Source organism: Burkholderia arboris (genome assembly GCF_038723655.1).
Taxonomy (GTDB): domain Bacteria; phylum Pseudomonadota; class Gammaproteobacteria; order Burkholderiales; family Burkholderiaceae; genus Burkholderia; species Burkholderia arboris.
Genome location: NZ_CP109821.1, coordinates 2,698,321 through 2,712,354, shown reverse-complemented (window position 1 = coordinate 2,712,354; position 14,034 = coordinate 2,698,321). Strand labels below are relative to the sequence as shown.

The 14,034-nt window shown below is 68.2% G+C and carries 10 protein-coding genes; 5 read left to right on the top strand and 5 right to left on the bottom strand.

The annotated features are described in order from the left end of the window. Positions 1-11: 11 nt before the first annotated feature. Together gluQRS and OHZ10_RS12720 are read right to left on the bottom strand one after the other, a co-directional pair. A complete protein-coding gene (gluQRS, locus tag OHZ10_RS12725) occupies positions 12-905 on the bottom strand; it encodes a tRNA glutamyl-Q(34) synthetase GluQRS (protein WP_174993806.1) in 894 nt (297 codons plus the stop codon). A gap of 19 nt (positions 906-924) precedes the next feature. Further along, a complete protein-coding gene (locus tag OHZ10_RS12720) occupies positions 925-1,779 on the bottom strand; it encodes a sulfurtransferase (RefSeq protein ID WP_174993807.1) in 855 nt (284 codons plus the stop codon). A 216-nt stretch (positions 1,780-1,995) separates the two neighbouring features. On the opposite strand from OHZ10_RS12720, the gene dnaE reads away from it, so the two are divergent. The 3 genes from dnaE to OHZ10_RS12705 all read left to right on the top strand — a co-directional run bounded on the left by dnaE (position 1,996) and on the right by OHZ10_RS12705 (position 8,271). Beyond that, on the top strand, positions 1,996-5,526 hold the full coding sequence (dnaE, locus tag OHZ10_RS12715; RefSeq protein ID WP_059233551.1) for a DNA polymerase III subunit alpha: 3,531 nt from the start codon (positions 1,996-1,998) through the stop codon (positions 5,524-5,526). Positions 5,527-5,834: 308 nt separating this feature from the next. Continuing rightward, the gene (locus tag OHZ10_RS12710) at positions 5,835-6,920 is read left to right on the top strand and encodes a glycosyltransferase family 9 protein (protein ID WP_174993832.1); all 1,086 of its coding nucleotides are present in this window, start codon (positions 5,835-5,837) and stop codon (positions 6,918-6,920) included. Positions 6,921-7,092: 172 nt separating this feature from the next. Next, positions 7,093-8,271 (top strand): glycosyltransferase family 9 protein, encoded by a 1,179-nt coding sequence (locus OHZ10_RS12705; RefSeq protein ID WP_340624330.1) that lies wholly within the window; start codon positions 7,093-7,095, stop codon positions 8,269-8,271. A gap of 134 nt (positions 8,272-8,405) precedes the next feature. Here OHZ10_RS12705 and OHZ10_RS12700 read toward each other — a convergent pair whose 3' ends face one another. The 3 genes from OHZ10_RS12700 to OHZ10_RS12690 all read right to left on the bottom strand — a co-directional run bounded on the left by OHZ10_RS12700 (position 8,406) and on the right by OHZ10_RS12690 (position 11,535). Beyond that, positions 8,406-9,686 (bottom strand): O-antigen ligase family protein, encoded by a 1,281-nt coding sequence (locus tag OHZ10_RS12700; RefSeq protein WP_174993809.1) that lies wholly within the window; start codon positions 9,684-9,686, stop codon positions 8,406-8,408. Between the two features lie 133 nt (positions 9,687-9,819). Next, positions 9,820-10,662, bottom strand: a complete 843-nt coding sequence (locus OHZ10_RS12695) for a glycosyltransferase family 2 protein (protein WP_256085109.1) — start codon at positions 10,660-10,662, stop codon at positions 9,820-9,822. 120 nt (positions 10,663-10,782) lie between these two features. Beyond that, the gene (locus OHZ10_RS12690; RefSeq protein ID WP_059233554.1) at positions 10,783-11,535 is read right to left on the bottom strand and encodes a glycosyltransferase family 2 protein; all 753 of its coding nucleotides are present in this window, start codon (positions 11,533-11,535) and stop codon (positions 10,783-10,785) included. A 194-nt stretch (positions 11,536-11,729) separates the two neighbouring features. Here OHZ10_RS12690 and msbA point away from each other — a divergent pair, with 194 nt between their 5' ends. After that, complete coding sequence (msbA, locus tag OHZ10_RS12685; RefSeq protein ID WP_059233555.1) at positions 11,730-13,511, top strand: lipid A export permease/ATP-binding protein MsbA; 1,782 nt, start codon at positions 11,730-11,732, stop codon at positions 13,509-13,511. 94 nt (positions 13,512-13,605) lie between these two features. Further along, positions 13,606-13,986: an RcnB family protein gene (locus OHZ10_RS12680; RefSeq protein ID WP_059233556.1), complete on the top strand. Its 381-nt coding sequence runs from the start codon at positions 13,606-13,608 to the stop codon at positions 13,984-13,986. The last annotated feature ends 48 nt before the right edge of the window (positions 13,987-14,034 follow it).

Sequence of the window (14,034 nt, the reverse complement as noted above, 5' to 3'; positions counted from 1 at the left end):
CTGCCAGCGATTCAACCGGCGCGAAGCCCGAAGCGACGCGCCCACGCATCGGTCGCGGCCACGTAGAACGCGTCCATTGTCTGGCTCGACAGATCGCCATCGTCCGTGAGGCCGAGATGCGCGGCGGCAGCCCGCAGCGCCGGCAGCGGATCGTCGCGTTCGAGCGCTGTCGCACCCGTCTGCTTGCTGAGTTTCTCGCCGTTCGCATCGACGACGACGGGCACGTGCAGGTACGCGGGCGTCGGCACGCCGAGGCAGTGTTGCAGATGGATCTGGCGCGCGGTCGAATCGAGCAGGTCGGCGCCGCGCACGACATGCGTGATGCGGGCGTCGGCATCGTCGACGACGACCGCGAGCTGATAGGCCCATTGGCCATCCGCGCGTTTCAGCACGAAATCGCCGACTTCGGTTGCGAGGTTCTGCGATTGCGTGTGTTGCCAGCGGTCGTCGAACGTGACGATCGCGTCGTCGCCGTCGGGCACGCGCAGCCGCCATGCGCGCGCGGGCTTGCCGTGCAGGCCGGTGCGGCAGGTGCCTGGATACGCGAGTGTCGTGTGGCGCTCATGCGCGGCGCGCAGCGAGTCGGCGATTTCCTTGCGCGTACAACCGCACGGATAGACGCGCCCCGCCGCGACGAGTGGCTCGAGCGCAGCCGCGTAGGCCGCATCGCGCGTGCTTTGCCACACGGGCGGCTCGTCGGGCGTCATGCCGAAATGCGCGAGCGTCGCGAGGATGTCGTCGGCCGCGCCGGGTACCGTGCGCGGGCCGTCGAGATCCTCGATGCGCACGAGCCATGCACCGCCGTGCGCGCGTGCGTCGAGCCAGCTCGCGAGCGCGCCGACCAGCGAGCCGAAATGCAGCGGGCCGGTGGGCGACGGTGCGAAGCGGCCGCGATAGCCGTTCATCGGGGCGCGGGGCGCGCGCTTATGCGGCGCTGGCTGCCTGCGCGCAGGCCGGGCACGACTTGCCGGGCACGTAGCTCGGCGATTGTTGCGCTTCCGGCGTGACGACCGCACGGCACGCGAAGCACGTGACGTTCTCGGTGGGCTGGAGTTGCGGGTTCAGCGCGGTGCGGTAGTCGAACACGAAGCAGTCGCCGTGGTAGTGCGCGCCGCCGACTTCCTCGAAATACTTCAGGATCCCGCCTTCGAGCTGGTACACATTCTCGATGCCGATTTCCTTCATGTGGATCGCGGCCTTCTCGCAGCGGATGCCGCCCGTGCAGAACGACACGACCGTCTTGCCTTCGAGGTCGGCGCGGTTCGCGTCGATCACTTCCGGGAATTCGCTGAACTTGTCGATCCGGTAATCGAGCGCGTCGTCGAACGTGCCGACGTCGACCTCGAACGCGTTGCGCGTGTCGAGCATCACGACCGGGCGGCCCGTGTCGTCGTGGCCGCGGTCGAGCCATGTCTTCAGCGTCTGCGCGTCGACGAACGGCGCGCGGCCGAGTTCCGGCTTGATCGCGGGCTTCTTCATCGTGATGATCTCGCGCTTCAGGCGCACGAGCATGCGCCGGAACGGCTGCGAGTCGGACAGGCTTTCCTTGAACTGCAGCGTCGCGAACTTGCCTTCGAACAGCGGATCGTGGCGGAGGTACGCGATGAATGCGTCGGTGGCTTCGCGCGTGCCGGCGATGAACAGGTTGATGCCTTCCGGCGCGAGCAGGATCGTGCCGCGCAGGCCGAGTTCGTTGCAGCGTGCGGTGACGAGCGGGCGCCATTGCTCGGTCGCGTCGAGCGACACGAAGTGGTAGGCGGCGAGGTTGACGATGGTCATGATGGTCCGACGGGAAAACGGCCGCACGGCGGCCCGCAAAAAAGGGTGCGAAGCCGGGGCGTTGATTCGAAAAACCGTATTATCCCGCAAACCGCGCGTGCATCGGCATCCGGCCGTTTGGCCAGCCGCGTGACGCGTCGCCGCGTGCATCGGCCGAACGGCCGGCGCGGGGATTTTTTGGGCAGCCTGCGCGGCGGGGCGGCTACAATAGCGCCCATGTCAGATCCCCGCTTCGTCCATCTTCGCGTTCACTCCGAATTCTCGATTGCCGACGGCATCGTGCGCATTGACGACATCGTCAAGGCGGCGGCCGCAGACGGTCAGGGCGCGCTCGCGCTCACCGATCTCGGCAACGCATTCGGCCTCGTCCGTTTCTACCAGGAAGCCCGCGGCAAGGGCATCAAGCCGATCGCCGGCTGCGACGTCTGGATCACCAATCCGGACGATCGCGACAAGCCGTCGCGGCTGCTGCTGCTCGTCAAGGACAAGGTCGGCTACCTGAATCTCTGCGAGCTGCTGTCGAAGGCGTGGCTCACGAACCAGTACCGCGGCCGCGCGGAGCTCGACGCGAGCTGGCTCGACGGCGAGCTCGCGCAGGGGCTGCTCGCGCTGTCGGGGGCGCAACAGGGCGACATCGGGCTCGCGCTCGCCGCAGGCAACGAGGAAGCCGCGCGCCGTCACGCCGAGCGCTGGGCGAAAGTGTTCCCGGGCGGCTTCTACATCGAGCTGCAGCGTTACGGCCAGCCGGGTGCCGAGGCGTACATCCAGCAGGCCGCGACGCTCGCCGCGGCGCTGAAGCTGCCGGTCGTCGCGACGCACCCGACGCAGTTCATGACCGACGACGATTTCACCGCGCACGAGGCGCGCGTGTGTATCTCGGAAGGCGACATCCTCGCGAACCCGCGGCGCCAGAAGCGTTTCACGACCGACCAGTATTTCCGCACGCAGGACGACATGGCCGCGCTGTTCGCCGACCTGCCGTCGGCGATCGCGAACACGGTCGAAGTCGCGAAGCGCTGCAACCTGAAGCTCGAGCTCGGCAAGCCGAAGCTGCCGCTGTTCCCGACGCCGGACGGCATGTCGCTCGACGATTACCTCGTCCAGTTGTCGAAGGAAGGGCTCGAGACCCGTCTGGCGCAGCTGTATCCGGCCGAAGCCGAACGCGACGCGCAGCGCGACACGTACTACAAGCGTCTCGAATTCGAGTGCGGAACCATCACGAAGATGGGTTTCCCCGGCTACTTCCTGATCGTCGCGGACTTCATCAACTGGGCAAAGAACAACGGCGTGCCGGTCGGTCCGGGCCGTGGCTCGGGCGCCGGTTCGCTGGTCGCGTACGCGCTCGGCATTACCGATCTCGATCCGCTGCGCTACAACCTGCTGTTCGAGCGCTTCCTGAACCCGGAACGCGTGTCGATGCCCGACTTCGACATCGACTTCTGCCAGCACGGCCGCGACCGCGTGATCCAGTACGTGAAGGAGAAGTACGGCGCCGACGCCGTGTCGCAGATCGCCACCTTCGGCACGATGGCCGCGAAGGCGGCCGTGCGCGACATCGGCCGCGTGCTTGACCTCGGCTACATGTTCACCGATGGCATCGCCAAGCTGATCCCGTTCAAGCCGGGCAAGCACGTGACGATCGCCGACGCGATGAAAGAGGAGCCGCAGCTGCAGGAGCGCTACGACCACGAGGACGAAGTGCACCAGCTGCTCGATCTCGCGCAGCGCGTCGAGGGTCTCACGCGTAACGTCGGGATGCACGCGGGCGGCGTGCTGATCGCGCCCGGCAAGCTGACCGATTTCTGCCCGCTGTACACGCAGGGCGACGACGGCGGCGTGGTCAGCCAGTACGACAAGGACGACGTCGAAGCCGTCGGCCTCGTGAAGTTCGACTTTCTGGGTCTCACGACGCTGACGATCCTCGACTGGGCCGAGCGCTACATCCGCCGCCTCGATCCGTCGAAGGCCGACTGGTCGCTCGCGCAGGTGCCGCTCGACGACGCCGCGTCGTTCCAGATCCTGAAGAAGGCCAACACGGTCGCGGTGTTCCAGCTGGAAAGCCGCGGGATGCAGGGCATGCTGAAGGATGCGCAGCCCGACCGCTTCGAGGACATCATCGCGCTCGTGTCGTTGTACCGTCCGGGCCCGATGGACCTGATCCCGAGCTTCTGCGCACGGAAACACGGCCGCGAGAAGGTCGACTATCCGGATCCGCGCGTCGAACCCGTCCTGAAAGAGACCTACGGCATCATGGTCTATCAGGAGCAGGTGATGCAGATGGCGCAGATCATCGGCGGCTACTCGCTCGGCGGCGCCGACTTGCTGCGTCGCGCGATGGGCAAGAAGAAGCCCGAGGAGATGGCCAAGCACCGCGAGATCTTCGCCGAGGGCGCGGCGACGAACGGCCTCACGCGCGAAAAGTCCGACGAGATCTTCGACCTGATGGAGAAGTTCGCGGGCTACGGCTTCAACAAGTCGCACGCGGCCGCGTACGCACTGCTCGCGTATTACACAGCGTGGCTGAAGGCACATCATCCGGCCGAATTCATGGCGGCCAACATGACGCTCGCGATGGACGACACCGACAAGGTGAAGATCCTGTTCGACGACTGCGCCGTGAACAACCTCGTCGTGCTGCCGCCGGACATCAACCAGTCGCACTACCGGTTCGAGCCGGTCGCCGAAGCCGACGGCAAGCGCTCGCGCACGATCCGCTACGGCCTCGGCGCGGTGAAGGGCAGCGGCCAGAATGCGATCGAGGAAATCCTGCGCGCCCGCGAGGAAAAGGCATTCACCGACCTGTTCGACTTCTGCGAACGGATCGACCGGCGCGTCGTCAATCGCCGCACGGTCGAGGCGCTGATCCGCGCCGGCGCGTTCGACTCGCTGAACGCGAACCGTGCGCAGTTGATCGCGTCGGTGCCGCTCGCGATGGAAGCGGCCGACCAGGCCGAAGCGAACGCGATGCAGGCCGGCCTGTTCGACATGGGCGCCGAGTCGCCGCACGCGCATGCGCTCGTCGACGAACCCGCGTGGGACGACAAGCGCCGCCTGCAGGAAGAAAAGGGCGCGCTCGGCTTCTATCTGTCCGGCCACCTGTTCGACGCCTATCGCGATGAAGTGCGCCGCTTCGTGCGGCAGAAGGTCGGCGACCTGAAGGAAGGGCGCGACAAGCTCGTCGCGGGCATCATCGCGTCGCTGCGCACGCAGATGACCCAGCGCGGCAAGATGCTGATCGCGCTGCTCGACGACGGGTCGGGCCAGTGCGAGATCACGATCTTCAACGAACAGTTCGAGGCCAACAAGGCGCTGTTCAAGGAAGACGAGCTGTTGATCGTGCAGGGGCAGGCGCGCAACGACGCGTTCACCGGCGGCATCCGCTTCACGACCGATACCGTGATGGATCTCGAACGCGCGCGCAGCCGCTATGCGCAGGCCGTGCGGCTGACGATGAACGGCAACGCCGACGCGGTCGCGCTGCGCCGCGTGCTGGAGCCGCACGTGTCGAAGGACGAGCCGGCCGCGAATGCGGTCGACGCGCCCGCGCCGCGCGGCGGCGGGCGCGATGGCGGCCGCCGCCCGCAGGCGCCGCTGCCGAACGGGCTCGCGGTCCAGATCCACTACAGCAATGCGCGGGCGCAGGGCGAAATGCGTCTCGGCGACGCGTGGCGCGTGAAGCCGAGCGACGTGCTGCTGGCGGAGTTGCGTGAGGCGTTCGACGGCAGCGTCGTCGAAATCACCTACTGACGGGTCCCGTTTCGACGGCTGTCGCGACAGGCGGCCCGCCGCATCGCCATCGCGCGGTGCGGCGGGCCGTTTTCACGTCTGAGGGTAATCGGGCCTTGGGCTGGCCATCCGGACGCTATACAATCCGGCGCTAGCCGCACGAACGCGGCGCCCAGCCGCGGGTTTGCCCGGCGAGCGGCGCCGGTCTCGTGCGCATAAACAGGGGCGGATCCGTAGGGCGGGCAGCAATGCGCGTCACGGCCGCGCCGGTCCAGGATGCCGTGAAACGGCCCGTCGCGACGATAAAAACTGACTGTCACCACATGACCATGGCCAATGGGAACCCGACGCAGCGGATCCTCGTGATCCGGATTGATTTTCTGGGCGACATGCTGTGCACGACGGCGTTTCTCGGCGCGTTGAAGGAGCGCTGGCCCGGTGCGGAGCTGCATGTGGTCGCGAACCGCTACAACGCGGCCGCGCTGGCCGGCAACCCGGACGTGCACGCGATCCACACGTACGTCTACAGCCGCCAGTGCGAGCGCAACGACCGTCCCGGGCGGATGCGCGCCTTCTTCGACCGGATGCGACTCGTGCGCCGCCTGCGCCGCTTGCGGTTCGACCTCGTGGTCGTGCCGAACGGCGGCATGCACCGCAGCAGCATGCAGTTCGCGCGCCAGCTTCGCGCGAAGGATTGCCGCTGGCACGATGCCGAGACCGAATTCGACGATCGCAAGCCCGAGCATGTCGCGCAGCGGCAGATGTGCCACGAGGCGCTGTCGGGTTTCCGGCTCGTGCCCGAACTCGGCCGGGCCGATCTCGACCGCCTCGAACTGTCGGTTCATCCCGACCGTACGCTGCAGGATACGTGGTATCGCCTGCTCGGCGCACGCACGAAGCCGCGTGTCGGGCTGTTCGTGTCGAACAAGGCGGCCGAGCGCCGCTGGCCGGCAGACCGCTGGCGCGACCTCGGCGTGCGGCTTGCGCCGTTCGCCGACGTGATCGTGTTTCGCGATCCGGCGATCGGCAAGTCTGCCGAGGACGATGCGTGGCGCGACGTGAACGCGCAGCATGTGGCGCCATCGTCGGTTGCCGAGCTGGTGGCCGCCGCGAGCCTGCTCGACGTCATCGTCTCGGCCGACAGCGCACCCGTGCATCTCGCGTCGGCGCTCGGCGTGCCGGTTGCCGCATTGTTCGAGGACCGTCCCGAGAAATACCTGCGCTGGCACCCGCTCGGCGTGCCGCACGTGATCCTGCGCGCCGGTGCGACCGTCGACGCGATCGGCGTCGACGCGGTCGATCGCGCCGTGCGCCATCTGCTGCCGCCGGCCGGCCAACGCGACGAACCGGTGACCGACATGCGACGCGCGCGACCGGCAGTTGCCGCGCCCGCGGCCATGACGATCGCCTCTTAACGCGGGCGCACCCCGCACGTCGCGACCGTCGGCGCGGCCCGCTGGAAGGGCCACTGGAGGGCCACTGGGAGGGCCGCATCGGGGCCGCCTGCACGGCCGGCGCGCCATGCCGCGCCGGCTGCTGCAAAATCCTGTACATTGCCAGCCTTGTTCAGCCAGCTAGACGATCGCCGTGGCCCTGTTTTCTTCCGCCCACCCGCCCAGAACCATCCTCGTTGCCGCACCGCGCCGTATCGGCGACGTGCTGCTGACGACGCCGCTCGTGCGTTCGCTGAAGGCCCGCTGGCCGGACGCGCAGATCGACATGCTGGTGTTTCGCGGTACCGAGGGCGTACTCGAGCACAATCCGGACGTGCGGCACGTGATCGTCGTCGCGCAGCGCGCGGGATTCCGCGAGCGGCTGCGCGACGCGCTGTCAATGTGGCGCCGCTACGATCTCGCGTGCGCGGCGCTGAGTTCCGACCGGCCGCGTTTCTATAGCTGGTTCGCCGGCCGCAAGCGGGTCGGCCTCGTCGATCCGAATCGCGTCACGTGGCTCACGCGGATGATGCTGAACGGGATCGCGATCAATCACCACGAATCCGCGCATACGGTCGTCAGTACGCTGGCACTTGCGCCGGTGATCGGCATCGAGCCGGTGTCCGAGGTCGTCGCGCCCGGCATCGGCGACGATCCCGCGCGGCGCGCGCGCTTCGACGCGCGGCTTGCCGAATCGCCGGCGATCCGCGCCGGCAAGCCGCTGGTCGTGCTGCATCCGTATCCGATGTTCCGTTACAAGCAGTGGCGGCTCGACGGCTGGGTCGAGATGATCGGCTGGCTGCGCGAGCAGGGCTTCGCGGTCGCGCTGTCCGGCGGCCCGGGCGACAGCGAGCGCGAGTATGCGGAGCAGGTCGCGGCCGAAGCGGGCGGCGACCTGCTGAACCTGGTCGGGCGCCTGACGTTCGGCGAGAGCGCGGAGCTCGTGCGGCGCGCGCGGCTCTTCATCGGGCCCGACACGGGCGCGACACACGTCGCGGCCGCGACGGGCACCGCCACGATCGCGCTGTTCGGTCCGTCCGATCCCGTGCGCTGGGGGCCGTGGCCGCAGCATTGGCCCGCGACCGAGAATCCGTGGTCGCTGCGCGGCTCGGGGCGGCACGGGAACGTGTGGCTGCTGCAAGGGGAGGGCGACTGCGTGCCGTGCCGGCACGAGGGCTGCGAGCGCCACGTCGACAGCCGCAGCGACTGCCTCGTCAATCTCGGCACGCAGCGCGTGAAGGCCGCGGCGGCCGAAATGCTCGGGCTGAATCCGCCGGGCCCGGCCGACGCGATCGTCGACACGTCGCGGCTGCATCGCGCCGGATCCGACTGACGCGCGAGCGACGCGCGTTTTTCTTCTTGCTCGGGGGAGCCGGTTTCGCGGCGAGTCGCCTGGCGCGCGCGTCGACGGCGGGTGTCCGCCGCCGGACCTGACCGGCACGCCGGCAGCGCGCCGTCCGGCGTGGGTTACGCGCTGCGGCGGATCGCCGACGTCTCGCGCGGCAGCGCCTCGCTGCGTTCGCCGCAACCGAGCAGGATGCCGGCCAGCAGCACGATCAGGTGCCCTTCTGCAAAATCGAGCAGCAGCGAATTCGCGAGACTGCCGATCGTGAAGATCGCGAGCCACGCGAGCAGCAGGTGCCGCGAGCGCGGATCGAGCGCGCGGCTGCCGCGCGCGATCTGCACGATCAGGTTGATGAACAGCAGCACGCCGAGCGTGCCGAGCTGCACGGCCATCAGCAGGTATTCGTTGTGCGGGTTCGACGTGAGCTGGCCTTCGGCCGCCGTCTTGCCGGCCGTGAGCCGCTCGAATTCGGATTCGAGGCCGCCCGCGCCGTAGCCGATCACCGGGCGCTGGCGATACAGTTCGAGCCCCTTCTTGTACCACTCGAGGCGCAGCCCGGTCGACGTGGCCGCGTCGCTCTGACGATATTGCTGTACTTCCGTCACGACCTTGGTCAGCCGGCCGTTGTGAACCGTGCATGCGGCGACCACGAGCGCGACGCCGGCCAGGACGAGCACGCCGGCGGCAAGCCCCGCGCGCAGCGCCGACTGGCGGCGCAGCAACAGCACAAAACGCACGGCGACGACGAGGATCAGCAGCAGCGCGATGACCTGCCCCGTGCGCCCCTGCAGCATGACGAACACGTTGACGAGCGACCACGCGGCGATGCCCGCATAGGCGATCCGCGAGAACGCCGTGCGGGCCGCCAGCGCGAGATCGGCCGCCTGGTAGAAGAGCAGCGCGCCGAACATGCCGGCGGCGATGTGGTTCTTGAACACCCAGGCGCGCGACAGCGGCAGCTCGGTCGCGTGCGCGGGCCCGATCGCGGTCAGGCCGAGATAGTTGGTCGTCGACAGCAACAGGATCACGCACAGCGTGCCGAACCAGCAGCGCCGCACGATCGGCGCCCAGCTGGAATGCCGGAACGCGAGCACGGCGAATGGCAGCAGCAGCAGCTTGTCGTACTTCGCGACCCAGTTCCACGCCTTGTTGTGCGGCGCAACCGTATACGTGACGCTGACGGTCAGTGCGGCCAGGATCAGCAGTGCCGCGAGCGAAGCCGGATCGGTGACGAACGAGCGCAGGTCACGCCAGAATTCGGGGGAGATCACGAGCGCCGCGGCGAACAGCCCGCAGAACACGTTGGTCAGTGCGGTCGAGACGGGCACCATGCAGAGCGCGGCGACGGCGAATGCACGGGCGGCGGTCAGGCGCCGCGTGGCGGGAGCGGAAAACGAAAGCATCGGAACCTGTCGAATGAACGAACGCGGCTTGCGGACATCGTGCGCCGCACCGCGCATCCCGGCGGGAGATCCGGGACGAACGGCGCAGTATACGCGAAGCAGACGGTGTTTCCGTGCTGTTTTCGGGGTGCGATCAGCTGAAGGCGCGCTTGATCCGCGAGCGCAGCAGCGCGCGCTTCAGGCGGCCTTCCACGGCCGGTGTGTCGAGCGCGATTTGCGTGCCGGCCGGCGCGCCGCGATGCAGGTAATAGCGGTCGAACGTGGCTTGGGTCATACCCCATTTGTTCAGAAACTGGCGGCGGCCGTCGTTCTTGACGATCTTGCCGGTGCTTTTCTGCTGGAAGTGGTAGACGAGGCTGTCGCCGACACCGAGGAAGATCCGGCAGCCGGCGTCCCAGAATTTCATCGAGAAGTCGTTGTCGCTGCTCATGCCGGGCGACAGTTCGCTGCTGTAGCCGCCGATCCGGTTCCACCAGTCGCGGTGCACGAGTGTCGGCGGCCAGGTCGAGCCGAGCCAGTCCGCGCGCGCGAGCTTCGGGGTCGCAGCGACCAGGCCGGCCGCATCGAATTGCTCGGCGTCGCGGCCGAAATTGCTGACGACGACGCACGGGTTGCGCGTGTCGACCGGCTCGATCATCGTGCCCGACAGCATGAAGAGGTCGGTCGGCATCTGTTCGATGCGGCGCACGAGCGCCGCGTCCCAGCCCGGGCAGCAGAACATGTCGTCGTTCATGTAGACGACGTAGTCGCGCGTGGCGCGCGCGGCGGCCAGGTTGACCGCGTGGCAGATGCCGATGTTGGTCGGCGATGCGGTGTGCTCGATCCCTTCGCTGCCCACCCAGTCGAGCGTGCCGTCCGAGCCGTCGTTCACGTGCACGATGATCTGGTGGTCGTACGCGGAGTGGCGGCGCAGGCTGTCGACGACGAGCTTGAGGTACGGCAGGTTGTTCCAGGTCGGAATGATGATGGAGAACATGGCGGTCGGATTCGGTGGTCGTCGTGGCGGGCGGCACGCAGCGCAGCCGCTCGGGCGGGCACGCACGGTGCGCGCAACCCGGCATTGTAACGCCGGGCCGGCCGCGCGCCGGGCGGGCGCCTAGCGCGCCGTTTCGTGGCCGAGCTTCAGGAAGCGGTAATACACGGTTTCCGCGTTGAACACGGCGATCATGAAGCCGGCGCGGCCGTCGAGGAACCCGCGCCGCAGCACGTAGGTGCGCACGAAGGCCCAGGCGCCGCGCGCGAGCGCCTTGCCGAAGCCGCCGCGCTGGCCGGCCGCGCGGCGCTGGCGCGCGCCGGCCGTCGAATACGCGTCGAGCTTGCGCACGACGGTTTCGAAGTCCTCGTACGAATAGTGCATCAGCTTGCCGGACAGGCGCTGCGCGGCGCCGTCGAACACGAGCCGTTCGTGCACGAGATCGTCCGAGAAGCGCGCGGTGCCGCGCCGGAACAGGCGCGGCACCCAGTCCGGATACCAGCCGCTGTGATGGATCCACTGGCCGCAGAAGCTCGACAGCCGGTCGACCGCATAGACCTGCGCGGCCGGCGCGCGGATCGTGTCGCGGATCGACTGCGCGAGCTCCCGCGTGACGACTTCGTCGGTATCGAGCGACAGGATCCAGTCGGTGCCGAGCGCGTCGAGCGCGCGATTTTTCTGCGGGCCGAAGCCCGGCCAGTCGCGCTCGACGATCACGCGCGCACCGTGTGCCTGCGCGATCGCGACGGTATCGTCGGTGCTGCCGCCGTCGATGACGACGACGTCGTCGGCGAACGACAGCGCATCGAGGCATTGCGCGAGCCGCGCGGACGCGTTGAGGGCGATGAGGGCGACGCCGAGGGAGGGTTCAGCCATGAAGTCGTCGGAAAGGCGGAGAAAACGGTGAGCGGCAGTATACCCGCGGCCCCGCCGCCGGCCGCATCGGCCATGCCCGTGCCGCCGGGGCGGTGCGGCTATAATGTTGAGCCCTTTTCGGCACCCGCCCGACAGGGGCGACCGCCCGGGCGGCCACGCACCGGGCGCCGCATCGCGGCTCAAGAAGGATTGCCTTGGAAACCCAGAACACTCTTCGCAAACCGATAGACGGCACCGGCACCTCGCCGGTCACGGTCCTCAAGCGCCTGTGGCCGTACATCCGGCCGCTGATCGGCATCGTCGTGCTCGCCGTGATGACGATGGGTGTCGTCGCGGCCACCGAAGCCGGTATTCCGGCGCTGCTCAAGCCGCTGCTCGACCACGGCTTCGGCGCGCATGGCAGCGACAGCGCGAAATGGTACGTGCCGATCGCGGTGATCGGCCTCGCACTCGTGCGCGGCGTGTCGCAGTACGCATCCAATTACCTGCTCAACTACGTATCGAACCGCATCCTGCTGCAACTGCGGCTCGAGATGTTCCAGCGGATGCTCCACACCGGCGCGTCGTTCTTCCAGCGCGAAACCGCGAGCACGGTGATCAACGCGATCGTGTTCGAGGTCAACCAGATCCTGTCGGTGCTGACCGGCGTGATGGTCACGCTCGTGCGCGATTCGCTGACGGTGATCTTCCTGCTCGGCTACCTGTTCTACCTGAACTGGCGGCTCACGCTGATCGTCGCGGTGATCCTGCCCGGCATCGGCTGGCTCGTCAGCAAGATCAACCGCCGCCTGCGCCGCCTGAACCGCGAGCACCAGACGCTCACCAACGAGCTGTCGTACATCGTCGAGGAGACGGTCGGCGGCTACAAGGTCGTCAAGGTGCACAACGGCGAAGCGTACGAGATGGACCGCTTCACGTCGATGAGCAAGCGCCTGCGCGGCTACGCGATGCGCATGACGATCTCGGGCGGCCTCGCGCAGCCGCTCACGCAGTTCCTCGCGTCGATCGCGCTTGCGGTCGTGATCACGATCGCGGTCGTGCAATCGTCGAACGACCAGACGACGGTCGGCGGCTTCGTCGCGTTCGTCACGTCGATGCTGCTCGTGATCTCGCCGCTCAAGCACCTGATCGACGTCAACCAGCCGCTGCAGCGCGGGATGACGGCTGCCGAGCTGATCTTCGGGCTGATCGACGAGCCGGCCGAGCCGCAGGGCGGCGGGCGGCCGCTGGCGCAGGCGCGCGGCGAGATCGAATTCCGCAACGTGTCGTTCGACTACGGCGCGGCCGAGCGGCCGACGCTCGACCGCATCTCGTTCAAGGTCGCGCCGGGTGAAATGATCGCGCTGGCCGGCCCGTCCGGGAGCGGCAAGACGACGCTCGTGAACCTGCTGCCGCGCTTCTTCGACCCGACGGACGGCGCGATCCTGGTCGACGGCGTGCCGGTTTCCGACTACGACCTCCACGCGCTGCGCGGCCAGATGGCGATGGTCAGCCAGGACGTCGTGCTGTTCAACGACACGATCGCCGCGAACGTCGCGTACGGGCAGACGCCCGACCGCGCGCGCGTGCAGGCCGCGCTCGAGGCCGCGAACCTCGCCGATGCGGTCGCCGCGATGCCCAACGGGCTCGACACGCTGGTCGGCGGCAACGGGATGCGGCTGTCCGGCGGCCAGCGCCAGCGGCTGGCGATTGCACGCGCGATCTACAAGGATGCGCCGATCCTGATCCTCGACGAAGCGACGTCGGCGCTCGATTCGGAGTCGGAGCGCCATGTGCAGGCGGCGCTCGAGCGGCTGATGGAAGGCCGCACGACGCTCGTGATCGCACACCGGCTGTCGACGATCGAGCGCGCGGACCGCATCCTCGTGCTCGAGGCCGGCAAGATCGTCGAAGAGGGCAGCCATGACGAACTGCTGCGTCACGGCGGCCTCTACGCACACCTGCACCGGATCCAGTACCAGCAGCAGGCGGCGTAACACGCGGTCATGCGGCCGCGCGATGCCGTGTGCTAGTCTTCATCGGGTAGTTCGAGTGGTTTCGTTCGACGTGAAAACACGGAGGGAAAGCACAATGAAGAAGATGCACGGGATGATGCTGGCCGCAGCGATCGCGGCGAGTCTCGCCGCGCCGGCCGCGATGGCGCAGGATCACGACAACCACAACGACCAAGGCGGCCACGGCATGCAGCGTGGCCACGGCCCGAAACACATGCCACCCGGCCAGATGCGTCATGAGGACGACGTGCCGCCGCGCTGGGCCGACCAGCCGCGTCGCGAATGGCACAAGGGCGACCGGCTACCCCCCGAGTTCCGCGATCGCCAGTACGTGATCGACGACTGGCGCGGCTATCACCTGAGCCAGCCGCCGCGCGGCTATCAATGGGTCGGCGTCGGCGGAGATCACCTGCTGGTGCAGATCGGGTCCGGCATCGTGCTGCGGATCGGCGACTGACCTTGCCGATCGCCCGGCACGTATCGCCATGCCGCGATGCGCGCCGGG